Annotated in this window: 21 protein-coding genes; 9 read left to right on the top strand and 12 right to left on the bottom strand. The window is 64.4% G+C overall.

Annotated elements, in window-relative coordinates; translation table 11 throughout:
* Positions 1–712 (top strand): MFS transporter (locus tag ZAL01S_RS09810; protein WP_159421633.1); only part of this gene is annotated, 712 nt, incomplete at its 5' end.
* Between the two features lie 9 nt (positions 713–721).
* Here ZAL01S_RS09810 and ZAL01S_RS10340 read toward each other — a convergent pair.
* The 8 genes from ZAL01S_RS10340 to ZAL01S_RS07170 all read right to left on the bottom strand — a co-directional run bounded on the left by ZAL01S_RS10340 (position 722) and on the right by ZAL01S_RS07170 (position 8,030).
* Entirely contained in the window at positions 722–1,006 is a 285-nt protein-coding gene (locus tag ZAL01S_RS10340; RefSeq protein WP_159421632.1) for a hypothetical protein, read from the bottom strand.
* Between the two features lie 12 nt (positions 1,007–1,018).
* Positions 1,019–1,204 (bottom strand): hypothetical protein, encoded by a 186-nt coding sequence (locus ZAL01S_RS07200; protein WP_066081746.1) that lies wholly within the window; start codon positions 1,202–1,204, stop codon positions 1,019–1,021.
* Between the two features lie 74 nt (positions 1,205–1,278).
* Positions 1,279–2,436: a glycosyltransferase family 4 protein gene (locus ZAL01S_RS07195; RefSeq protein WP_066081744.1), complete on the bottom strand. Its 1,158-nt coding sequence runs from the start codon at positions 2,434–2,436 to the stop codon at positions 1,279–1,281.
* Positions 2,433–3,386, bottom strand: a complete 954-nt coding sequence (locus tag ZAL01S_RS07190; RefSeq protein WP_066081742.1) for a glycosyltransferase family 2 protein — start codon at positions 3,384–3,386, stop codon at positions 2,433–2,435. Before ZAL01S_RS07190 ends, ZAL01S_RS07195 begins: the two co-directional genes overlap by 4 nt.
* 3 nt (positions 3,387–3,389) lie before the next feature.
* The gene (locus ZAL01S_RS07185; protein WP_066081740.1) at positions 3,390–4,556 is read right to left on the bottom strand and encodes a glycosyltransferase family 4 protein; all 1,167 of its coding nucleotides are present in this window, start codon (positions 4,554–4,556) and stop codon (positions 3,390–3,392) included.
* Entirely contained in the window at positions 4,553–5,821 is a 1,269-nt protein-coding gene (locus ZAL01S_RS07180; RefSeq protein WP_159421631.1) for a glycosyltransferase family 2 protein, read from the bottom strand. The genes ZAL01S_RS07185 and ZAL01S_RS07180 overlap by 4 nt, the downstream gene beginning before the upstream one ends.
* A gap of 29 nt (positions 5,822–5,850) precedes the next feature.
* Positions 5,851–7,089: an ABC transporter ATP-binding protein gene (locus tag ZAL01S_RS07175; protein ID WP_066081736.1), complete on the bottom strand. Its 1,239-nt coding sequence runs from the start codon at positions 7,087–7,089 to the stop codon at positions 5,851–5,853.
* Positions 7,089–8,030, bottom strand: a complete 942-nt coding sequence (locus ZAL01S_RS07170; RefSeq protein WP_066081734.1) for an ABC transporter permease — start codon at positions 8,028–8,030, stop codon at positions 7,089–7,091. The genes ZAL01S_RS07175 and ZAL01S_RS07170 overlap by 1 nt, the downstream gene beginning before the upstream one ends.
* A 71-nt stretch (positions 8,031–8,101) precedes the next feature.
* On the opposite strand from ZAL01S_RS07170, the gene ZAL01S_RS07165 reads away from it, so the two are divergent.
* The 7 genes from ZAL01S_RS07165 to ZAL01S_RS07135 all read left to right on the top strand — a co-directional run bounded on the left by ZAL01S_RS07165 (position 8,102) and on the right by ZAL01S_RS07135 (position 15,942).
* Positions 8,102–9,082, top strand: coding sequence for a glycosyltransferase family 2 protein (locus tag ZAL01S_RS07165; RefSeq protein ID WP_066081732.1), 981 nt, complete (start codon positions 8,102–8,104; stop codon positions 9,080–9,082).
* A 153-nt stretch (positions 9,083–9,235) separates the two neighbouring features.
* The gene (locus ZAL01S_RS07160) at positions 9,236–9,454 is read left to right on the top strand and encodes a hypothetical protein (protein WP_066081730.1); all 219 of its coding nucleotides are present in this window, start codon (positions 9,236–9,238) and stop codon (positions 9,452–9,454) included.
* Complete coding sequence (locus ZAL01S_RS07155; protein WP_066081728.1) at positions 9,454–10,299, top strand: rhamnan synthesis F family protein; 846 nt, start codon at positions 9,454–9,456, stop codon at positions 10,297–10,299. The genes ZAL01S_RS07160 and ZAL01S_RS07155 overlap by 1 nt, the downstream gene beginning before the upstream one ends.
* A 17-nt stretch (positions 10,300–10,316) precedes the next feature.
* Positions 10,317–12,350, top strand: coding sequence for a glycoside hydrolase family 99-like domain-containing protein (locus ZAL01S_RS07150; protein WP_066081726.1), 2,034 nt, complete (start codon positions 10,317–10,319; stop codon positions 12,348–12,350).
* Positions 12,289–12,870 (top strand): hypothetical protein, encoded by a 582-nt coding sequence (locus tag ZAL01S_RS07145; protein ID WP_066081724.1) that lies wholly within the window; start codon positions 12,289–12,291, stop codon positions 12,868–12,870. The genes ZAL01S_RS07150 and ZAL01S_RS07145 overlap by 62 nt, the downstream gene beginning before the upstream one ends.
* On the top strand, positions 12,870–14,678 hold the full coding sequence (locus tag ZAL01S_RS07140; RefSeq protein ID WP_066081722.1) for a hypothetical protein: 1,809 nt from the start codon (positions 12,870–12,872) through the stop codon (positions 14,676–14,678). Before ZAL01S_RS07145 ends, ZAL01S_RS07140 begins: the two co-directional genes overlap by 1 nt.
* 235 nt (positions 14,679–14,913) lie before the next feature.
* Entirely contained in the window at positions 14,914–15,942 is a 1,029-nt protein-coding gene (locus ZAL01S_RS07135) for a hemagglutinin (RefSeq protein ID WP_159421630.1), read from the top strand.
* A 151-nt stretch (positions 15,943–16,093) separates the two neighbouring features.
* On the opposite strand, the gene ZAL01S_RS07130 is transcribed toward ZAL01S_RS07135, so the two are convergent.
* The 4 genes from ZAL01S_RS07130 to ZAL01S_RS07115 form a co-directional block, all read right to left on the bottom strand.
* Complete coding sequence (locus ZAL01S_RS07130; protein WP_066081718.1) at positions 16,094–17,563, bottom strand: NAD-dependent succinate-semialdehyde dehydrogenase; 1,470 nt, start codon at positions 17,561–17,563, stop codon at positions 16,094–16,096.
* A gap of 173 nt (positions 17,564–17,736) precedes the next feature.
* Entirely contained in the window at positions 17,737–18,225 is a 489-nt protein-coding gene (locus ZAL01S_RS07125) for a hypothetical protein (RefSeq protein WP_159421629.1), read from the bottom strand.
* 25 nt (positions 18,226–18,250) lie between these two features.
* Positions 18,251–19,222 (bottom strand): polymorphic toxin type 44 domain-containing protein, encoded by a 972-nt coding sequence (locus ZAL01S_RS07120; RefSeq protein ID WP_066081714.1) that lies wholly within the window; start codon positions 19,220–19,222, stop codon positions 18,251–18,253.
* 262 nt (positions 19,223–19,484) lie between these two features.
* On the bottom strand, positions 19,485–20,945 hold the full coding sequence (locus ZAL01S_RS07115; protein WP_066081756.1) for an MFS transporter: 1,461 nt from the start codon (positions 20,943–20,945) through the stop codon (positions 19,485–19,487).
* A 261-nt stretch (positions 20,946–21,206) separates the two neighbouring features.
* On the opposite strand from ZAL01S_RS07115, the gene ZAL01S_RS07110 reads away from it, so the two are divergent.
* Positions 21,207–22,199, top strand: a complete 993-nt coding sequence (locus ZAL01S_RS07110; RefSeq protein ID WP_083523163.1) for an AraC-like ligand-binding domain-containing protein — start codon at positions 21,207–21,209, stop codon at positions 22,197–22,199.
* Positions 22,200–22,269: the final 70 nt, after the last annotated feature.

Below are 22,269 nucleotides of genomic sequence, written 5' to 3'. Positions count from 1 at the left end.
GCTGAAGGCATCACTCGCGTTCGCACTCCCTGTTTGCGGAACGCTATGGATCCACCGGGATCGAACGACGTCTCACCCTGTCATCCCCCCCTGTGCCTGGCGGAACCCCAACTATGCCGCCGCGCTGGCCATCGGCTTCACGAACTATGTTGCCCTTGGAGCTACCGTTTTTCTCAGTTCCCTGTTCCTGCAGGATGCAGCCCAACTCCCCGCAGCAGTCGCGGGTTTCGGCTGCGTCCCTCTCGCAGCTGCGACAGCTTGGGGTGCCACGTGGGCGGGTGCGCACGAGATGCCCGACGCTGCACGTCGAGTCGTTCAAGTTGCAGCGATGCTCCTCGGTTGCGGACTCACAGTGGCCGGAGCAGGCGTTGTTTTCCAAACAGTTTCTGATTCACCCGCCGTTGCTATTTTCACCTACGTCGTGGGTACATCGCTTATGGGGTTCGGCTTTGGCGCAGCGAATGCACCCGTCAATGTCATGGCGATGTCAAGTTTGCCAAAACGGCAGTCCGGGGTCGCAGGTTCCTCCGCTTCCACAGCTCGGCAGTTGGGTCAATCGTTAGGCGTTGCTGCGGGTGGGCTCCTCCTGAGCCTCGCCGATTCTCCTGGCGGTTCTACTTCACCGCAGAACTATGTCTTACCGAGCCTGTCGATCTTCATGTGCGCTGTCGTGCTCATGTTCCTGCCTTTACGTTTCTCCCGGCATTCATGAGACGGCACATCACCTGGCAAGTGATCGCTCCGGATTTTCATACCGGCGGCCCGCAACATATTGACTGGGCGAGCCTGGATTCACCTCATCCGCAATGCATCGTGTATTGATCAGCGGGGCGCGCCACCAATAGCGCGCGAGCCGCTCCGCATCCGCAGCAATCCGCGAGCGCGTCGCCTCCGTGTAGCAGGCCGCGAGCTGACGGTTATTCCCGCCCTCGAACACATTTGTTGCGTTGAGCGCGATCGACTGCGTCGCTGGCACGAAGGGGTAGTTCTGGGACTGGTCCGTCACCTGGCGAATCCGTCAACCGTGCGCGACCTCCATGTAGTGCAGCCACACGTCATCTGCCTTCGGCGCAAGCTCCAGGAAGCGACGTCCCTCAGCACGCAACTGCTGCTGCAGCTTCGGCGGCAACAGCTGCCCCGACACGGACGTCGCAAAACTGCGGCGCGACGAGCCGTGCTCCGGATGCCGTGCCGTGTCCTTCACACTCGTCTCCCTCACCGTGCGCCCTTCAACGCACCACCCCGAACCAAGCCGCCGCAACGGCGCAACCGGCGTGCCTACTGCGTCGAGAGAATGACCTTCCACATCTCTTCGGCCGAGCGGGCCCAGGTGAACTCGGCAGCACGAGCCCGACCACGCTCCGCGAGCTGAGCCCGAAGCGGTTCATCCTCAATCACATTGCCGATTGTCTCCGCGAGGCGTGCCACGTAGATCTCCTCGGGCTCGCCTCCGGCAACATCCTCAAGCTCCACCGCCACGCCCGCGCCACCAGCAACCTCGACGAGCGCGCCAGCATTCGAGTGCACGACCGGGCAGCCGAGCTTCATCGCTTCGACCACAGGAAGACCGAAACCCTCGTCGAGGCTCGGCATGACGAACGCATCCGCTAGACGGTAGAGCGCTGCAAGATCGGTATCCGAAATGAAGCCGAGCGCCTGCACACGTGCGGGGGTAATGCCGGCATCCAGCGCCACATCACCGAGTGAGGTCTCACCCCAGCCTTCAGGACCAGCCACAACGAGGTGCACGTGCTCAAGGTCAGGCCGAGCGAGCGCCCGCACAAGCGACGCGAGACGCTTGCGCGGCTCGAGCGTGCCCACGGCGAGGATGAAGTGCTCGGGGAGGCGGTGACGATCGGCCACCTCTTCAGCGGCCTCTCGAACGAGCGGCACAAGTTCAGGGCTCGGGGCGCCCGACACCACATGCGGCAGCTCGTCCAGCTGCAGCTCCTTCGCAAGCTCACGCGCAACCCAGTTCGTCGGGGTCGTGATCGCCGCGGCACGCTTCGCTGCCCGCGCCCCCATATCGCGGTGCCAGTTCGCGCCGCGCAAAGTGAGCGTTCCAGGATGACGCCATGGCACGAGGTCGTGGATCGTGACCGTCGTGGGCTTCGAACGAAGCGACAGCGGGGCAAACAGGCTCGGCGCGAACACGGCATCAGCGTCGACGCCGGCGCCACCCGTCGCGGCGCCGTGCCGCCAGGCCTCCGCGAGCACCTTCCGGGGCAAACCGAGGTGGCGGATCGCCGAAAGCTCCGGCAGCCGTGCCTCCACGCGGGCGGCTTCCGCGCGCGACACTGCGGGCAGCGCACCTTCCACCGTCCAGCCACTCGGTGCATTCCGCACAAGTTCGCGCGTGAGGTTTTCGGCATAGCGGCCAATGCCGCCGGGGACCGGTGCGACAAGCTGGTCAAGCAGAATCCGGAGCGTGCTCACGACTCCAACCCTTGCTCGGGTTCAGGCCGAAGGCGTCGATACCCCTCAGGAAGCGGGAACGTGGTCTTCAACATCTTCCAGTAGTGGACTTTGTCCCAAATGAGTCCGTGGAACTGGTTGGTCTCGTGGAGTACAAAATCAACAACCACATCGCTGCCGCGCAGCGTCCACCCCTGCGAGAGCGCAAAGCGAGAAAGCCACACGTCCTCGATGTAAAGGCCTTCTTCGTCCAAGAGACGGAAGAAGAGGTCCTGCCCGAAAATGGAGCTGTCAACCACAGCGCCGCCCGTGGCCGCGTAGTTCGCCCACTCACCAGCAGAGGCCCGGTCGCGCTGCCAGTAGTCGTCGTCATCCGCCTGCCAAGCCCAGCAGCTCGCGATCGTCCGTTCGCCGCCAGAAGCAACCAGCCGCGCAATGCCGTCGCTCGGGATGTCTTCGTCATCATCGAGCATGATGAGCGAGCCTCGATACCCCTCATCCACTAGGCGTCGTGCGTTGATGAACCGGCCGACGCCGCGAATATTGCGAGGACTCTGCACGATCTCGACCGAGCCGAGCGCACCCTTCACCTCGAAGCGCAACAGTGCGGACTCGTAGTGCTCGCGGTCGTCCTGGCAGTTGTTCCACAGCACGAGCCGGATAGGGCGATCGAGCCCTTCCTGGCGCGCCAGCATGTCGAGGATCTCATCAATCCGACTCGGACGATTCCACAAGCACATCACGACTGCCCACGAGTCATTGCTCGGCTGTCCAATGATCATCGAGGGCTTGGGCGGCAGCGGATACAGCATCTTGTACGCATGAAACGATTCAATGCGCTCGGCACGGCGGGCGCGCTCGTGAAGGTCAGCTTGGGCAGCTCGCCTCGCCTGGAGCCTCACCCGCACGCGAGGCCCAAGCACAGGCGTCCGGCCGAGAAGGTTTGCAAGTTCAGAGCGACTCGGGATCATGGGCTACTTCGTTCGATACGCCACAGCGTGCGCGTGGGCAGCTTGAGTCCAGGTGAAGCGGGCTGCTCGGTCGGGCCCTGCGGCGGCTCGTTCGGCCCGTTCTTCGGGATGCTCGAGGAGACGACGGATCTCGTCAGCGAGCTCGTCAGCGTCCTTGCCGTCGACATACGCGGCAACCTCGCCGCCAACCTCGGGCAGCGCCGTGGCGCGGGTCGTGAGCACGGGCGCCGCACACTGCATAGCTTCGAGTACGGGAAGGCCAAAGCCTTCGGCGAGCGAGGCGTACACGACGAGGTCGGAGCCACCGAGCAGGGCACGCAGCTGTTCAAGCCGCAGGTAACCGAGTTCCTTCACGCCGGCTGGGTGCTCGTCGAGCATGCGGATCGCGTCGGCATCCCATCCGCGCTGGCCACCGATGAGGAGCGTCGGCGTGGCAGGGTTCTCGGCACGCAGCTTCGCGTGCGCCTCCAGCAGCATCGGCACCTGCTTACGCGGCTCAATCGTGCCGAGGAACGCAATCCAGTGCTCATCGTCGGCGAGGCCGACCGACTGGCGGAACTCGTGCACCTCTGCCTCGCTGGGCGGGTAGAAAATCGACGAGTTGACGCCGTGGTGCACGACCTCGACGGGACTCTTCGGGTCGCCGAGTCGCTCGGTGACGAGGTCCACCGTCGCCTGGCTCGGGGCAATGAGCTGGACGTCAGAGCGGTAGCCGCGCTTGAGCCACCACGTGAAAAAGCTCGCCTTCATGCGCGAGTGTGTCTGCGGATCGGTGATCGCGGTCGCGTCGTGGATCGTCACCACGCGGCGGCCGCCGAACTTCACGGGGAAGGTGTAGTGGGGCGAGTGGATGACATCCGCGCCGATACGCTTGGCAAGACGCGGAAGTCCCAGCTGCTCCCAGGCGAAGCGACCACCACGAGCCGCAAGCCACGACGGGGCCTGCAGGTAGCGCGGCGAGGGAGCGAGGCGGCGGAAGTGACGCACGTGGGCGGGCTTTGCCACCACCCACGGCACGAATCCGATCTCTTCAAAGCCCTGCAGGATGCCCTCGAGGTACCGCCCGACACCGCCCAGCTGGGCAGGCATCGCTGTCGCGTCGATGAGGACCCGACGGCCAAGCGAGGCGAGTTCGTCGGGCGAGAGCTGGTCGAGATCGGCTGAGGTCACGGCTTACCTCGGACAATCCCGCGCACACGGCGGATGGCGTTGCCAGCGGCAAGACCGAGTCGGACACTGCGATCGCCCATGGCGCGCGCCGTGTAGCCCTGCATCTGCTCGAGGTTCTTGCGAGTGAGTTCGAGGGCAGCAGTGAGCGATTCGACGCGGCTCTTGAGTTCGTCGTTCTCGGCGCGCAGGAGTCCTTCTGCGTAGCGCATGCCTTCGATCTGCATGACGTGTTCGTCACGCTGCTGGATGAGCTGGTCGACTGCGGCCTGCATGCCGGTCATGTCGCCCGCCCATGTCGACTCGATGCCGCCAAAACCGGGGCCGAGTTCGGCGTGCGCGGCACGCAGCGTCGCCTCGTTCGGGAAGGCTGCTGGCTTCACGAGGAGCTTCTTGAGCTCATCCGGGAGCTTGGCCGTCTTCACCAGTTCGGTGAGGTGCTCAGTCAACCAGGTGTCCTCGACGAAACCAGCGGGCTTCGTGTCGTCCGGTGCCGGGAAGCGAGCCACGTAGAACGGTTCGAGCACGCCAGCCTTGAGCCAGCGGTAGTCGCGCATGCCGTGGTGGCGCGGAGACGGCTTGAGGTGCGGGCTCGCGAGGTACCCCTCGCCCGTGTTCACGACACGGGTCTCGTAGCGCTCCCACGAGCGGAACGGCACGTGGAGCACTTCGACGCCAAGCCTCTTGGGTGCTTCCTCAGTGACGGGCAGGTTCGAGAAGTGGTTGCCCTGTGCGATTTCGAGGCCGGGGACGCCGCGCACGAGCATGTTCGGCGTCGGCTGCGCGTGCAGGCCAACCGTGCGAAGGGCTTCCTCGTCGCGCTCGTCGCGCCAGCGAAGGCCACCGAGCACGGGACCCTTCTCGGTCGCGCTCGCGAGGACGTTTTTCACGGGGATGCGGAGCGACTGGATGTCATCGGGCAGCTCGCGGAGCACCTCAGCGAGGGTGCGCGTGCGGTCAGCGGGGACCCAGAACTCGTCGGCATCCGCGTTGATGACCCAGCTTGCGCCGAGCTCTTCCGCGGCGCGGCGCGCCATCTTTGTGACGACCTCCGACTGCTGCTTCTCGTGCCGCGGGTCGTCGTGGAGCTCCAGCACACCAAGCTTCTCGTACTTCGCGAGAATCTCACGCGTGCCGTCAACGGAGGCGTTGTCGGTCACGATGATGTGATCGACACCCTGCGCGAGGTGATGCTCGATCATCGCGGCAATGATGTCCACTTCATCGCGGACCATGAGCGTGAGGATGATGGGTCCTTGCGCTGCCATGGTGCTTCCGCCTTCCTCTCGTGCGTCCATTATCGGCGAAGTGCCTCGGAGTCCCCACTGGGAGCGATCTCGCCGCGTGCTGGCGTGTAGAGCGGCCCCATGGATGCCTTGTCACAGTGCACCGAGAACGAGGTCGCGCTCTCGGCACGGTCAATCTCACGGTACTCATCGTCGAACATGGCGGCACTCACCGTGTATTCACCTGCGCCAAGCGGCAGTCGCGGCAGCTCGAAGGTGAGGGTCTGACGACCCTCGACCGGGATGCCCTTGAGGCCAGCCCGGTGGGCGGTCGTACCGGTCACCATCTGCTGGAGCGAGTTCGTCACGGTCACGCCGAGGTCCCAAGCCTCGAGGTGCTCGCGTGCGTCGATGTCGACCTCGATCGTGAGGTTGCCGCCGGAATCGAGCCCCTCCGCATCCGCGCTCGTTCGGATCTCACCGATCTTCACGCGCTCGGACAGACGCTTCACTTCAGCGTCACGCAGACGCTCGCGCTCAAGGCGAGCCTTTGCCTCTTCGGCTTCGTCGAGCGTTTCAAAGCCCGAGCGTAGGAGCTTCACGCCCTCGTGGGGGTCGCCATCGAACACGACCGAACCCTGACCGAGCACGACGACGCGCGTGCAGAGCGACTCAACCTGACCGAGCGAGTGCGAAACGAGCACGATCGTGCGGCCTTCCTCCTGGAAGGACTGGATCTTGTCGAGGCACTTCTTCTGGAACGCCTCGTCGCCAACGGCAAGCACTTCGTCGACAAGGAGGATGTCCGGGTCCACGTGAATCGCGACCGCGAAGGCGAGGCGCACGTACATACCCGAGGAGTAGAACTTCACCTGGGTGTCGATGAACTCACGAATGCCGGAGAACTCGACGATGTCTTCGAAGTGTTCGTCAGTCTGCTCGCGCGTGAGCCCGAGGATCGCGGCGTTGAGGTAGACGTTTTCGCGGCCCGTGAGGTCGGGGTGGAAGCCGGCACCGAGCTCGAGGAGCGCGGCGAGACGGCCGCGGCTGAGCACGCGTCCGGTCGTCGGCTGGATGATGCCACCGATGAGCTTCAAGAGCGTCGACTTGCCGGCACCGTTCGGGCCGATGAGGCCTACCGTCTGACCCGCCTCAATCTGCAGGGACAGCTCCCGCGTCGCCCAGAAGTCTTCGCGGTTCTGGCGCGATCGGCCGGGATTGAGGAGGCGCTCCTTGAGCGTCTTGTCCTTGCGGATCACGAAGCGCTTGGAGACGTTCTGGACGTCGATCACAACTGGCTGGTTCGTCATTAGAGCTCCTGCGCGAAGTTGCCCTCGAGCTTCGCGAAGATGCGCTGGGCAAGCCAGAGCGCAACGCAGCCCACGAGGAACGCGATGACCAGGTGGAGGCCGAGGTGGTCGGGATACATGGCACCCGGCGCAGCACCCCAGAAGGCGTACTGGAACGCGATGACCGCGAGCGTGATCGGGCTCGCCATGTAGACGTCGAAGAGCCAGTCCGGCCAGCCGAACTGGGCGAAGGCACCCGGCACAAAGGTCCACGAGTACACGATCGGCGAGAACCACATGAGCAGCGTCACGATGATTTCGACCGTGTACTGCATGTCGCGCAGGTAGACGTTGGCGGCGCCGAGCGCGAGGCCCATCGCGAAGCCCCACACGAGCGCGACCAGGAAGCCGAGCACTGCGTAGAGCAGGTTGCCGCCCGCGTGGAAGGTGCCCATCACGACAGCTGCGATGGCGAGGAGTGCAAGTTGGATGACGAAGTTAAAGAGCGCACCGCCAACGGTGGCCGCAGCGAAAATCTCGCGCGGCAGATAGACCTTCTTCACCAAGCCCGTGTTTGCGACGATCGCCGCGGTGCCGGTCATGACGAGCTCCGAGAACAGGCCGTAGACCGTGAGGCCCGAGAAGATGAAAATCGCGAAGTGCGAGATGCTGCGCGAAGCACCAAGGAATTCACCGAGCACGAGCGCGTAGATGAGCAGCTGCGTGAGCGGGCGCGAGAGGCTCCACAAGAAGCCGAGCGCCGAGTCCTTGTACTTCGCCTTGAGTTCGCGGCGTACAAGAAGGTCGAGCAGACTCCGGTGCCGGAAGAGCTCGCGCGCCGCGAGGAGCGGGCCGGTGAAGAATCCGCCGCGGGGGCCGATCTCTTCGAGAGGCTGCTGCTCGAGTCGAGCTGCTCTGATCTGCGCACGCTGCTGGGCGAGCTCGAGCTCATTGATGGTCATAGGGTCCAATCTGCGGGTATCGTGCTTCGCGGGCGCGCCGCGACGCGAGCGGCGCCGCAGAGGAGGACGTCGTGCCCTCGATCACCGCGATCGTCGTCAATTGGAATGGCCCACAGCTTACGTCACGCGCAGTGGAGAGCCTTCTGCAGCGCAGCGGCGAGCCGGATGCCGAGATCATCATCGTGGATAACGGCTCCGAGGATGACTCGTTGACCGTGTTTGCGGAGCGTTTCGGCGCCGAGCCGCGCGTTCGCGTCATCCCGTTGCCAGAGAACCTTGGCTTTGGTGGCGGCGTGAATGCGGGCATCCGTGCGAGTGAGTCCCCGTACGTGGCGCTCCTCAACAATGACGCGGTCATCCGAGACGGCTGGCTGCGCGAGCTGCGAGCGGTGCTTGAGGCGCCAGGCAATGAGCGTGTTGCCGCGGTGACGAGCCGCATCCTCTTGGCTGGACGCTGGCGCGAACTCTCACCCGCGGAGTTGCAGGAGGCAGCCGAGCTGGGCGAGCGGATCCTCCGCCGAGGCCGTCGGCACGCAGTGGTCCGGGATGACGAGCACGGCACCGTGCGCATCAACTCGACCGGCAATATCGTCGACCGTTCCGGCAACGGCGCCGACCGTGACTGGCTCGCCCCTGCCGATATCCGGGCGCGCGAAGAAGTCTTCGGCTTTTGCGGGGGTGCCGCGATGCTGCGGCGGACAGCCCTCGATGAGGTCGGCCTCTTCGATGAGCGCCTCTTCATGTACTACGAAGACACAGACCTGTCGTGGCGTTTGCGGACAGCCCACTGGCAGATTCGCTACGCCGAGCAAGCGGTGGTCGAGCATGAGCACGCGGCCAGTTCCGGCACGGCATCCGAGCAGTTCTTGCGGTGGAATGCGCGCAACCGGATGCTCGTGGCCTGGCGCCACGGCGGACTCCGGATGGGGATGACCGCGATCCTGCGCACGAAGCTCCGCTTCTTCCGTGCGCTTGCGGGGCGCCGGTGGCCCGAGGTGCGCGCGGTGTGGCACGCCCTCTGGGATCTCGTCCTCCCCCGTCACTCCCGCTGAGCGGATCGAGTAGCGCGAAGCGCGTATCGAGATCACTGAGCACTCGAGTTGTTCAGCGGCTCAATCAGAGGCGGCAGTTACACTTTTCGACGGTGCGTCCGCGCTCGACGCGAGCGCGCTCTACGCCCGCCGACGCCCGCACGAGGAGACCCCATGGACAACCAGGCTGAACTCGAGCGCCTCCGCGGCGAGGTCCGCCGCCTTCGCGCAGAACTTCGCAACGCCAAGGCCGTCAACGAAGAGCTCACGCAGCGCCTCTCGGCAGAGCAGTCGAGCGCCGTCCACTTCGCCCGCCAGGTCCAGGAGCTCCGCGGCTCCGCCTCCTGGCGTCTCACGCAGCCGCTTCGCCGCCTCTCGCGTCGGGTCCGCTGATGGTGTCGCTCCCCCGCCTGTTCTCCCGTGAGCCCCGCATCACGAGCACCCTGCACCGCCACCTGGCACCAGACCTTCGCTGGGAGACTGCGCGAATGCCGTTCGGGGTCGAGAAGGCCGCGCTCGTGGCACAGTTTTCCGCTACGCCGAAGCTCTCCAAGTCGGTAACCGAGCTCGTCCGCGAACTCAACCGCAACGGGTACTTCGTCGTCCTCTCCTCTGCCTGCCCCGACCCTGCCCCGCTCGAGTGGCATGGCGAAGCACCGAGCGATGTTGCCGTGCTCCGGAAGCCCAACATCGGCTACGACTTTGGCTCCTGGGCGGTCGCCCTCACTGAAGAACCGAAGCTCCTTGGCGTTGACAAGCTTCTCATCGTGAACGACTCGATGCTTGGGCCGTTCTGGTCGCTCGAATCGGTCATTCAGGGCTTCGAGAGCTCGATGGGCGAAGCGTGGGGTCTCACTCGCACCCACCAGTTCGAGCCGCACGTCCAATCATTCTTTATGGGCTTCCACCGCCCCGTCGTCACCTCCCCCGTCTTCCACGACTTCTGGAGCCAAGTGCGCGTCGAAGCCGACAAGGGTGCCGTCATCCGCCGCTACGAAATGGGCCTCGCCCGCGCGCTCCACGTCGAAGGCTTCGTGACGACCGCCCACATCGACGGCGCCGTCGCGGCAGGCTTCGGCGAAAACCCGTCGCTGCTTGGCTGGCACAAGCTCCTCGAGCTCGACGTACCGCTCATCAAGCGCGAGCTCATCGTCCACCCGCAGTTTTTCGTCCACGGTGATCGCATCCCCGGAATTCTTGAACGCGAATTCCAGATCGACATCACGGAATGGCTCTAGTTAAGGAAGCAGGCAATATGCGCAAGATCACCAAGGCCGGCGTCCTCACCCGGGTTGCGAACGCCCGCCAGAAACTTGGCCGCCGCATTGCTGCGGCTCCCGCAGAGACGAAGAACGACCACCTCGCAGCGAGCTTCGCGAAGTACCTCGAGCGCCGCGAAGGCCGCACCTTCGTTGGCTTCCCGAGCCGCTGGCGCGTCGACCACCCCGCCTTTGACGCACCCGCCCCGATCGCGGTCGTCATGCACGTGTACTTCACGGACCTCGTGCCCGAGCTCATCCGCGAGCTCAAGGCCATCCCCGTCCCCTTCGACCTCTTCGTGACGAACGCTTCCGGCACCAACGTCACGCTCGAGGGCCTCGAGGAGACCGCCTGCCGCAACCACCGCCTCGTCGACGTTGAGAACCGGGGCCGCGACATTTGGCCGATGGTGCAGCTCGTGAACGCGGGCTGGCTCGACGACTACGACCTCATCTTCAAACTCCACACGAAGAAGAGCGAATGGCGCGAGTCGCACGAGCTTGAGGGCACGGGCGAAGAGTGGAAGCAGGGCTTCTACCGAGACCTCCTCGGATCCCCCGAGAATGTCTCGGACATCATCTCGGGCATCCTCGAAAACCCGCACATCGGCACCGTCACCTCGAACGGCTCCATCTGCGGCCCCGAGCACTGGGGCGGCGACCTCGAGATCACGGGCGAACTGCTGCGTCGACTCGTCGTGCCGCAGGACCCGAACGCGCTGCGCTTCCCGAGCGGCTCCATCTACTGGATCCGAGGCTTCATCCTGCAGGGCCTGCGCGCGCTGCAGCTTGATGCACCCGACTTTGAAGACGAGGCCGGCCAGATTGACGGCACGACAGCGCACGCGGTCGAGCGTCTCATCGGCATCCTCGCCGCCGAGGCGGGCTTCGAGACGGTTGAGCGCAGCGAGATCACCGCCGACGTCGCTCTCGACTCGGACGCGCTCACGCAGCGCCTCGCGAACCCGCAGCCCATCGCTCGCGCCGTTGCGTACTACCTGCCGCAGTACCACCCCTTCACCGAAAACAACGCTTGGTGGGGCGAAGGCTTCACCGAGTGGACGAACGTGGCGAAGGCCCGTCCGATGTTCCTCGGTCACAACCAGCCGCTGCTGCCGAGCGACCTCGGGTTCTACGATCTGCGCCTGGATGAGGTGCGTGAGCGACAGACTGAACTCGCGAACGGTGTCGGTATCGGTGCGTTCATGTACTACTACTACTGGTTCAGCGGCACGAAGCTCATGGACATGCCCATCGAGCGCCTACACCAGAGCGATCTCGACCAGCCCTTCTGCATCATGTGGGCAAACGAGAACTGGACGCGCCGCTGGGATGGCGCCTCAAAGCACGTCCTCATCGCGCAGGAATACGAAAAGGTTTCCGCCGAGCAGTTCATCGAGGACGTCATGCACCTGCTCAAGGACCGGCGCTACGTGCGCGTGGATGGCGGTGCGCTCCTGGCCGTATACCGAATCGCGCAGATGCCCGACTACCCGAAGGTGCTCGAGCACTGGCGCAAGCGTGCCCGCGAGGAGGGCGTCGGTGAGCTCCACATCGTCGCTGTGGATGTGGGCGCGAGCTTCGACGGCTTGCAGTCCTCCTACGAGGCGGCCGGCGTGCAGGGTTTCATCGCCTTCCCGCCGCACAACCACAAGTACTACCCGGCGAACCGCCACGGCCTCGAGGTGAGCCTCGACCTGCACGGCAACATCTTCGACTACCACGAGATGGTGCGGGATGCCGAGCGTCGCCACATCAACGATTTCCCCGACAACGACTACCCGGGCGCCATGGTCAACTTCGACAACACCGCCCGGCGTCAATACGAGCCCGACCTCTGGCACGGCTCGAACCCGTACACCTTCCGTCGCTGGCTGCGTTCGGCCGCCAACGCGGTTGCCGATCGTGACCCCGACCACCGCATCGTCATCATCAACGCTTGGAACGAATGGGCTGAAGGAGCCGTACTTGAACCCTCGCACCGTTTCGGCCGGAGCTACCTCCGCGCCGTCCGCTCGGCGCTTCACTGAGCGTCGACGCGCCGCTGTCCTGAGTAGCGGCGCTCTCCTCGCCCTGGCACTTGTCGGCTGCCAGGGTGCAGGGTCCCCCGCCTCCCCCTCGCCGACCATCACCCCGACCATCCTCACCGCGTCCGCAACGCCCTCCCCGGCCCCTGGCGACACGGACCCGTCGGCAACCACACCGCCCGCTGAGGCGAAGCCGAGCTTCACCCCGAGCACCGACCCTGCATCCGGCCTCCCCGGCGTGACCGTCGCGCTTGCCGGCGCGGAAGCCATGAACGGTGGCATCGAGGTGCGCTCCTTCGTCGCCGACTACATCGGCGAAGGCACCTGCACCGCGACCGCGGTCGCCGAAGATGGCACGAAGCTCACGGCGGAGCGTGACGCCAAGCCCGATGCAACGACCACCGTCTGCCCGCCGATCATGATCGAGGGCGTCACCGCTGGCACATGGAAGGTCACCGTGACCTTCCAGAACTCGGAGCGTGCCGGAACCTCTGCCCCCGAAACCGTTGAGGTGCACGAGTAATGACGGCCACGACCGCGCGTACTGAACTGCGCGCGCGCATCTCGCGTGCCTTCGCCGCCTTCGCGGCCATCCTCGTCCTCGCAACCGCCCTCGTCGCCGTCGAGTTCACCTTCTCCCCCGAGCAGCCCGAGCAGGCCCAGGCCGCCAACGCCGCCAACTTCAATCCCGGGATGATCATCTCGGACGCCGAGTTCTACAACTCGAACTCGATGACGGTGGCCGAGGTCCAGGCCTTCCTCAATTCAAAGGTCTCGAACTGCCAGGCCGGGTACACCTGCCTCAAGGACTTCTACCAGCAGACGCCGAGCTGGGGCCCGAACGCCTACTGCAACGGCTACAGCGGTGGCGTCCAGACAGCAGCTCAGATCATCGTCGGGGTCGCGAAGTCGTGCGGCATCAACCCGAAGGTGCTCATCGTGACGCTGCAGAAGGAGACGAGCCTCATCACGCTCAACGCTCCCTCGCCGTGGCGCTACGAGCGGGCAATGGGCTACTACTGCCCGGATGACCCGAACAACCCGGGCTTCTGCCACCCCGACTACGCCGGCTTCTTCAACCAGCTCTACAACGCATCCTGGCAATTCCAGGAATACCGCGCGAAGCCGACCGACTACAACTACCAGGCAGGCCGCTACAACAAGATCGCGTACCACCCGAGCTCCTGGCAGACCGGCGCGTGCCCCTTCGCGAACGTCTACATTCAGAACCAGGCGACGGCGGCGCTGTACATCTACACGCCGTATGTGCCGAACCAGACAGCCCTCGCGGACCTCTACGGCGGTTCCTCAGACGGCTGCTCCTCCTACGGCAACCGTAATTTCTGGCGTGAATACACCGACTGGTTCGGTTCGGGCACGTCCCCCTACGACCCGTTCGGCAACCTCGACTCGCTCACCGGCGGAAAGTTCCAGATCTCGCTGAGCGGTTGGGCTGCCGACATGGACGTGCCGACGCGGTCGCTCTACATGTGGGTGACGATCGACGGCCAGGGCCAGCACATTTACGCCAACAAGCCCCGCGCGGACATCGTCGCGAACTACCCGAAGTACGGCCAGTACCACGGCTTCGATGCGACGTTGTCGGCGAAGCAGGGCTGGCACGACGTGTGCGTCACTGCGTCGAACATCGGTCAGGGGAAGCACACGCGGTTCGGCTGCCAGCGGGTCTTCGTTGACGGCGAGTCACCAGTGGGCGACTTCACCGTCAAGGGCGGCGCAAAGAACATCTCCTTCGAGGGATGGACGGTCGACCGCGACGGAAGCGCCCCGCGCTACATCTGGATCACAGTGGATGGCCAGGGCCAGCACTGGAACGTGAACCAGCCGCGCCCCGACGTCCAGAAGGCGTGGCCGGGTTCGAGCCTGTACACGGGCTTCTCGGGCTTGCTGCCGGTCTCGGGCGGCAAGCACGAGGCCTGCATCACCCTCGTCAACGGGGGCACGGGCGTCAACAAAAAGTTACCCTGTCAGACGGTGTCCGCGCTCGGTGACCAGCCGGTTGGTCACCTCGACACGGCCACAGCGTCGGACGGCCGCCTGCGTCTGACTGGGTGGGCTGCGGATGCGAGCGACCCCTCGGCCCAGCTGTACGTCTGGGTCGCCAAGCTTGGTCTAGACGGTCAGCACATCCGCGCGAACACGTACCGCCCGGATGTGGAGCAGCGCTACACGGGCATCGGCGAGTGGCACGGTTTTGACGCCACCGTGCCGTTCCCGACCTCTGGGACCTACACCGTGTGTCTCACCGCACGCAATGAAGGCCCGGGCAACAACACCTTGCTGTACTGCAAGAGCGTGACCGCCAAGTAGCCGGCTGACATCTCACGCGGGGTGGAGTGAGCAAGGCTTGCTCCACCCCGCGTTTGCGTGCGGATGATGGTCGGCGCTGTACGTGCGCCCGGTGTCGTCTTGCCCCGTGCGGCAGGCTGATCGCGCATCGCACCTTTGCTAGGTTGTTCGACCGGGGGCGCGGCCCGGTCTCCGTCGAGCCAGCCGGTTACGCGATTCCACTCCCGAGAATGAACTCGAGTGTGCAGGTGATCGCGTGAGTGATGCAGTCCGGAAGCCGAAGCGGCCCGGCGGTCAGACGTCCTCACCGCGTGGGCGCGCAGCATCCACCTCCCGCAAGCGCACGCCGAAGCGGAACTCGCGCACCACGTCGCCGTTCATGCGGCACGTGGGGTTGCTCCTCGACAAGCTCTTCCCCGGGCGAACCCACAAGCTGACGCCGAAGGAACGCCGCCGACAGCGTCGACTCGCCGCCCTCGGCGCGATGGTGGCTGCGGCCCTCGTCATCGGGCTCGGGATCGTCATCGTCGATCGCCAAAACCAGCACGAACCCGGCTTCCACGCGGGCTACCTCATCTCGGACCGCGACTTCTTCAACGGAGACGCGCTCGATGCCTCGGGCGTGCAGGCTTTCCTCAACGAGAAACAGCAGGACTGCGAACCGGATGCCGGTGAGCGCCCCTGTCTGCGCCACTTCATAATGGACCTGCCCGATTACCCGGAATCCACGCGCTGCGAGCGCATCGACGCGGTCCCCGGTGCGAGCGCGGCGCTCATCATCGCCCGGGTCGGGAAGGCCTGCAACATCTCGCAGGAGGTGTTGCTCGTGCTCCTCGAGAAGGAGCAGTCACTCGTCTCGAACCTCACGCCGGAAGAGCACCGATATGACCGCGCGACCGGGTACTCCTGCCCGGATGACCCGGCACGGCCCGGCCGGTGTCATCCCGACTACGCCGGATTCGCGAACCAGGTGTACCACGCGGCCGACCAGTTCCAGCTCTACAAGGAGCGGCCACACAAGTTCAACGTGCAGGCGGGGCGCGTGAACCACATTGCCTACCAGGCGAATGCGCCAGAGTGCGGCGAGGCCGAGGTGTTCATCGAGAACCAGGCGACGGCAGGACTCTACAACTACACGCCGTACGTGCCGAATGAGGCGGCCCTCAACCCGACAAACCCGGACGGGGACTCGTGTTCGGCGTTCGGCAACCGCAACTTCTGGCTCTTCTACGAGAGCTGGTTCGGAGATCCGAAGAACCTCGGGCCGTGGGAGCCAGTCGAGTAGTTGCGCTGCCAGGTGGCGGCCGACGCGTCAAAAATGCACGCCTGGTGGCGTATCCCCCGATATACGGGGGATAGCTCTCCAAGCGTGCATTTTTGTCAGCGCGCCCACGCAGAAGGCCCGGCCAAGACGGCCGGGCCTTCTGCAGAGTGCCTTAGGCGAAGGGGTTCGGCGTCATCGTGTACTTCGTGTAGAGGTACTCTTCGATGCCCTCGTGCGAGCCTTCGCGGCCGATGCCCGACATCTTCACGCCACCGAACGGTGCAGCTGCGTTCGAGAGGACGCCGACGTTGAGGCCCATCATGCCCGTCTCGAGGAGGTCGATCATGCGCTGGCCGCGCTTGAAGTCCTCGGTGAAGACGTAGGACATGAGGCCGTACTCGGTGTCGTTGGCGAGGCGGACAGCCTCGTCCTCGTCCTTGAAGGTGACGATCGGGAGGACGGGGCCGAAGATCTCCTCGTTGAAGATCTTGTGCTCGGGGGTGACGTTCTTGAGGACGGTTGCCTCGTAGAACGAGCCCGGGCCCTCGACGCGCTTGCCACCGACGACGATCTCGGCGCCGTTGGCAACGGCGTCGTCCACGAGCTCAGCAACCTTGTCGACTGCCTTCTGCTCGACGAGGGGCCCAATGGTGACGCCCTCTTCGGTGCCACGGCCGAGCTTGTAGCCCTTGACGACGTCGGCGACCTTCTGCGTGAACTCGTCGGCGATCGACTCGTGCACGAGCACGCGGTTGGCGGCGGTGCAGGCCTGGCCGATGTTGCGGAACTTCGCGGCGATGACGCCGTCGACAGCCTTGTCGAGGTCGGCATCTTCGAAGACGACGAATGGGGCGTTGCCGCCGAGCTCCATCGAGGTGCGGAGGACGTTCTGCGTGGCTTCCTGCATGAGCTTCTGGCCGACGCCGGTCGAGCCGGTGAAGGAGAGCTTGCGGAGGCGACGGTCCGCGATGATCGGGCTCGAGACGCCACCGGTGTTGCGGGTGGTGACGACGTTCACGACGCCCTTCGGGAGGCCAGCCTCTTCGAGGATCTTGACCATGAAGAGGGTCGTGAGCGGCGTGAGCGATGCGGGCTTCACGACGCAGGTACAGCCAGCGGCAATCGCCGGAGCGATCTTGCGAGTGGCCATTGCGAGCGGGAAGTTCCACGGGGTGATGAGGAAGCAGGGGCCGAGCGGGTGCTTCGAGACGATCATCTGGCCGTTACCCTCGGGGGTCTGGCCGTAGCGACCGTTCACGCGCACAGCTTCCTCGGCGAACCAGCGGAGGAATTCGCCACCGTAGTTGACTTCGCCCTGAGCCTCGGCGAGCGGCTTGCCCATCTCGAGGGTCATGAGCATGGCCATCTCGTCGCGGCGTTCCATGAGGATCTCCCACGCCTTGCGGAGGATCTCGGCGCGCTGACGAGCAGGCATCTTTGCGAAGTCGTCCTGAGCGGCAACGGCAGCGTCGAGCGCCTTTATGCCCTGCTCGGGAGTTGCGTTGGCAACCTTCGTGAGTTCCTCGCCCGTTGCGGGGTCGTTCACTGCGAATGCCGGCTCGTCGCCGTCGACCCACTCACCGCCAATGAACAGCTGGGTGGGGACCTTGGCGAGGAGCTCAGCCTCGTTCGGGTACGTCATTGTGGTCTCCAATCGAAAGCGTGCCTCTGGGCTGACAGATCCAGGCGGCTAGACCGGTTCAGCGTATCGCTCGGGCCTGAATTCGCACCCTGTCACGGGGGCAAGCTCCCTGAACGCATCCTGTGCGCCTGCACAAGAACACGCGAGCTCGACCTCGGCCGCGTGATTCAGCTTTAATCCGCACGACACGGCTCGATGCCGTATGCCGTGTCAGCATTTGCCCCAAGTGGGCCACACTCGATACCGATTCGCCAGTACGCAGATTCGAGGGCACACGGGAATATCCGCAATTCCCCCCAATCGTTACCACCGACACCCGGCGCACTGTTCGCGAGCACACTCCCCCCGTCGTATGCGATTTCAAGGCCCCAGGAGTCGTGGGGTTTCCACGTAATCGACCCCGCATAGGGAGCTTCGTCAGTCACCTCGGTGCAAATCGTGCCGTCGGCTCGCTCAGCGAGACGGCCACGCGGCAGGTCTGAGGCCTGACCTTTACCACCTTCATTCAACTCGATGATAATTTCGTCAATCGCTTCGATTTCACTTGAGATTCGAGTTTCGCGTTCTGCACCCACCAACTTGGTCACCACCGACCATCTGATTGGTGTCTCGAAGGCCGGCTCGCCAGCGCAACCCGACAGCGTGAGGGCCAGCGCGCTCACAGCACACACAACGGTGAGCGACCGCCTAGTCATGCAGCTGCGCATCGTCCATCGCTTCTTGGAATTGCTCCCGCGTCATGCCGCCAGGATACTCACGCACCATGTCGTAACCAGCTCTCACAGCGTCGTCATCCAACGGGTCGTCACCACGCCCAACGTCACCCCCGCCTGCGTTTGCGGCTTTCAGGGCAACCTCCTCGCTCACGCCGGCGTTGGCCAGCATGGCACCAAAGGCCACATTGCCATAAGCGTCCGATCGAATTCGGTTACCTTCGCTATCGGACATTTCAAATGCACCTTCATTGAGCGGGTGACCATATTCATCTGCCAAATACGGCTTCATATCCCACGGGCCGCCGGTCTTGAATTGGTCGTAACCCTTATACGCAGCAATAACCATGTCGGGGTACAGAGCTCCAAGAGCCAGCGCTTTGGCTGCCGCCACTGGGTCACCCGCCCTCGCATCGATAACTGCTTCGAGAAGCTCATTGAACACCGCGGGGTTCTGTCGGGCGACGTTGTAAATGAACTGATAGGCACTCGACTGTGTCCACTCGCTCATTCGGTCGTAGACAAATCCAGAGGCTTCATCCATTCGCGAGTCGACCTGAGGCTGCCCCGGCCCCAGAGGCGCGTTGGGTCCACCCGGAGCATTCGAAGGCTTCGATTGAGGCCCATGTTGACCTCCTTGCGTCGGGAGCCCAACGTGTGCGCCCGTGGTTCCTGTGCCAGCGCTAGTGGCGTCCTGATCACCAGCTTGCTGCGCAACGTTACCTGAGACGACACCAAGCAACGCTGCGAGCTCCACCATGGCCGATGCAACATCGCCGCCATACCAACCACGAAAGACCGTAGCGTCATGCCCCAGCCAGCGAACACCCTGCACTTCACTGATGGTGAGGCCCTTCACCTGGCTGAGGACCTCACCTCCCTCCGAAAACGACTCAGCAACCAACCGCAACTCGTCAGTGTGAGCTCCAAACATTCCCTGCGCCACGCCGCATCCACCCCGTGTCAGAACCAAGTACCTCGGGGGAGGTTACGGTTCCGGCTCCATTCTCTTTGATGGGGAGGCCTCCCCATCAAAGATTACAAATCAATTGGGTAAGCGCCCCACTCAATGCCGACGGAGATCAAGAAGTGCTTGTTGGGTCGCGTGCATCGCAACCCAACAAGCACTTTTCGACTGAAATCTGGAGGATTGAGAGAGAAGACAGAGGTTTCCCGGAAGAGAGGGCGGTCCGGGGCGGTCGCCCGGGCTACGGGACGGAGTGGCCGAGCTCGCGGCGCTGCGCTTCGAGGTCGCGAAGGCGCGGGTCGAAGAGGTGGTACTCCCCCGATTCTTCGAACTCGACGCCAAGCGGGATGCCTTGGCGGTCCTTCAGCACGAGCGTCGCGGCAAGTCCCACGACCGACATCACGAGCAGGTAGAAGCCCACCGCCATCGAGCTGTGGAACTGACTCTGCAAGGCTGTCGCAATCGTCGGTGCGAAGGCGCCACCCACAATCGCACCCAGCGCGTACGAGATCGAGACGCCGGAGGTTCGAACAGATGCCGGGAAGGTCTCCGCATACCACGCCGACTGCGGCCCATAGGTGAGCCCAAGCCCGACCGCGAGCTGGCCGAGCGCAAGGAGCACCCAGATCACTTCGCCCGAAGCAATGCCGTGGTCAACAAGGAAGAAGAGCGGGAAGACGCCGAGCACCTGGCACAGGAATCCAATGACGTACGTCGATTTCCGTCCAATCCAGTCGGACATGTAGCCGGAGACGAGCGTCGCGACACCCCATACGACGGCACCGACCGTGACGCAGTTGAGCACCGTCGTCCGGTTCATCGCAAGCTCACCCCAGATGTCAGCGTTCGTCGAGTAGCTCAGGATGTAACCACCCGTGAGCATGTACCCGACCGCGTTGTTGCCGGCGAAGATGAGGGCAAGCAGGATGACGAGCTTCCAGTGCCGCTTCATGAGCGCCACGATCGGCATCTGGGCATCCTTGCCCTTCTCGGCGATCTCCTGGAAGACCGGGCTCTCCTCAACCGCACGGCGCACCACGAAGCCGACGATGACGAGCACGATCGAGAGGAGGAACGGCACACGCCAGCCCCACTCAGTGAAGGCATCCCCGGGCGCAATGAAGCCCGACATGAGGGCGAGGGTGCCGGTCGCGAGGAGCATGCCGAGCGGCACGCCAAGCTGCGGGTACATGCCGAAGCGGCCACGCTTGTCAACCGGGGCGTGTTCGACCGCCATGAGGACGGCACCGCCCCACTCGCCGCCAGCCGAAATGCCCTGTAGCACGCGGAGGGTGATGAGAAGGATCGGCGCGAGCATGCCCGCATCCCTGTAGGTGGGCAGGATGCCGATGAGGGCCGTCGCCGCACCCATGAGCACGAGCGTGATGACGAGCATCGCCTTGCGCCCGAGCTTGTCGCCGAAGTGGCCAACGAGCACGGCGCCGAGCGGGCGGAACAGGAACGAGATACCAACCGTCAGAAACGAGAACACCTGCCCAAGCACCGGGTCACCGTTCGCGGCCGGGCCGAAGAAGAGTTCCTTGAACACGAGCGCGGCAGCGTTCGCGTAAATGAAGAAGTCGTACCACTCGATCGTGGTACCGACGACGGTTGCCGCGATGACGCGACGCTGATCGCGGGGACTTGACGGCGAGCTCGAGGCCCCGTGCCCGAGGCTCGCGGTGGGGACAGTGGTCACCATGCGCATGACTCCTTTGTCTGCGGTGTGGATGCTGTGCGGGATGGATGGCAGCGACTCCGAGGCGCCCGTGCCACGATTCAGCTGCCGTGCAGGTGCCAGCACCATACCCCGAGACTGCACAAATGTGCATACCGTTTCGCGGATTTCATCCGCCTGACCTAGCACATTCATTAGTACATCGCGCGGAGAGCGCACATCTGAGATTCTCGGACGCGCCCGCTACTCTAGGCGCAGCCGTCCGCACGACAATGAGGTCAGAGCATGGTGTTTCGTAGCGCGCGCCCGCATCCGAACGAACAGGCGCGGCATCCCGCACGCCCGGGGATACCGTGGCGCACACTTGAGGATTTTCGGGCGGATGTGGATGCTTCCTTCTTTCCACTCGACGTCACGCCGAGGGAGGCCGCCTCATTTCGGGGTCGCCTTCGCAATAGCTCCGCGGAGGGCGTCTCCTTCACGTCAGTGAGGGCCGAACCGCACACGATCGAGCGCACGCCTGCGCTCATCGCGCGGCATCCCGAGCCCTACCTCAAGCTGTCGCTGCATCTTGAGGGCCGGGCACACCTCGTCCAGAACGGAACGGAACTTGTCGCGGGGCCCGGCGAGCTCCTCATCTACAACACGAACCGGCCGTACCGCGTGGAGTTCTTGGATCCGTTCCTCACCACCGTCGTGCAATTGCCAACGTCGATGCTCGGCGACTTCGCACCGCGTGCAGAGCACATCAATCCCCTCCTCGTGCCGGGCGATGACGGCATGGCACGCATGGTGACGCCGTTTCTTGCCACGTTGGGTGAGCACATTGAGGCCGTTGAGGCGGGGGCGGGCGCGAAGGTCGTGGCGTCCGCGACCAAGTTCTTGACGGCGCTCATTGAGCACGACTGCGATCTTGCGTCGCTCCGGGTGAGCAGCCACAACCAGCTCATGATTCGCATTCGGGATGACATTGATAGTCGTCTCGGTGACCCAGATCTCACGCCCGCCTCCATCGCCGCGAACGCGGGCGTATCCGTGCGGCAGTTGCACAGCCTCTTCGCCCCGACGGGGACGACGGTCGGGAACTATGTTCGCTCGCGGCGACTCGAGTGTTGCTTCCTCGATTTGGCGAATCCGCAGGATGACGCGCACACGATCGCAGAAGTTGGACGGCGCTGGGGTTTCCACGACGCTGCTCACTTCTCGCGTTCATTTCGGGCCGCGTTCGATGAGACACCGACCGCACTCCGCGAGCGCGTGGCCGGCGTACTCACCTGACATGGTCGTGGTCTCGATACCGCCTCCGGCGTGCTCGAGTGCCTCCGTTTCGAGGTGGTCGAGCACGCAG

It is taken from the genome of [Zimmermannella] alba NBRC 15616 (assembly GCF_001570905.1).
Classification (GTDB): domain Bacteria; phylum Actinomycetota; class Actinomycetes; order Actinomycetales; family Microbacteriaceae; genus Pseudoclavibacter; species Pseudoclavibacter albus.
The sequence above is the reverse complement of the archived record's forward strand: the minus strand, read 5'-3'. Positions and strand labels throughout refer to the sequence as shown.

Excerpts from the sequence above, each read along its gene's own strand:
- ZAL01S_RS07170 (WP_066081734.1), bottom strand. The coding sequence starts at position 8,030 with ATGACCATCAATGAGCTCGAGCTCGCCCAGCAGCGTGCGCAGATCAGA.
- ZAL01S_RS07130 (WP_066081718.1), bottom strand. The coding sequence starts at position 17,563 with ATGACGTACCCGAACGAGGCTGAGCTCCTCGCCAAGGTCCCCACCCAG.
- ZAL01S_RS07180 (WP_159421631.1), bottom strand. The coding sequence starts at position 5,821 with ATGGCAGCGCAAGGACCCATCATCCTCACGCTCATGGTCCGCGATGAA.
- ZAL01S_RS07160 (WP_066081730.1), top strand. The coding sequence starts at position 9,236 with ATGGACAACCAGGCTGAACTCGAGCGCCTCCGCGGCGAGGTCCGCCGC.
- ZAL01S_RS07115 (WP_066081756.1), bottom strand. The coding sequence starts at position 20,945 with ATGGTGACCACTGTCCCCACCGCGAGCCTCGGGCACGGGGCCTCGAGC.
- ZAL01S_RS07110 (WP_083523163.1), top strand. The coding sequence starts at position 21,207 with ATGGTGTTTCGTAGCGCGCGCCCGCATCCGAACGAACAGGCGCGGCAT.
- ZAL01S_RS07190 (WP_066081742.1), bottom strand. The coding sequence starts at position 3,386 with ATGATCCCGAGTCGCTCTGAACTTGCAAACCTTCTCGGCCGGACGCCT.
- ZAL01S_RS07175 (WP_066081736.1), bottom strand. The coding sequence starts at position 7,089 with ATGACGAACCAGCCAGTTGTGATCGACGTCCAGAACGTCTCCAAGCGC.
- ZAL01S_RS07140 (WP_066081722.1), top strand. The coding sequence starts at position 12,870 with ATGACGGCCACGACCGCGCGTACTGAACTGCGCGCGCGCATCTCGCGT.
- ZAL01S_RS07150 (WP_066081726.1), top strand. The coding sequence starts at position 10,317 with ATGCGCAAGATCACCAAGGCCGGCGTCCTCACCCGGGTTGCGAACGCC.
- ZAL01S_RS07155 (WP_066081728.1), top strand. The coding sequence starts at position 9,454 with ATGGTGTCGCTCCCCCGCCTGTTCTCCCGTGAGCCCCGCATCACGAGC.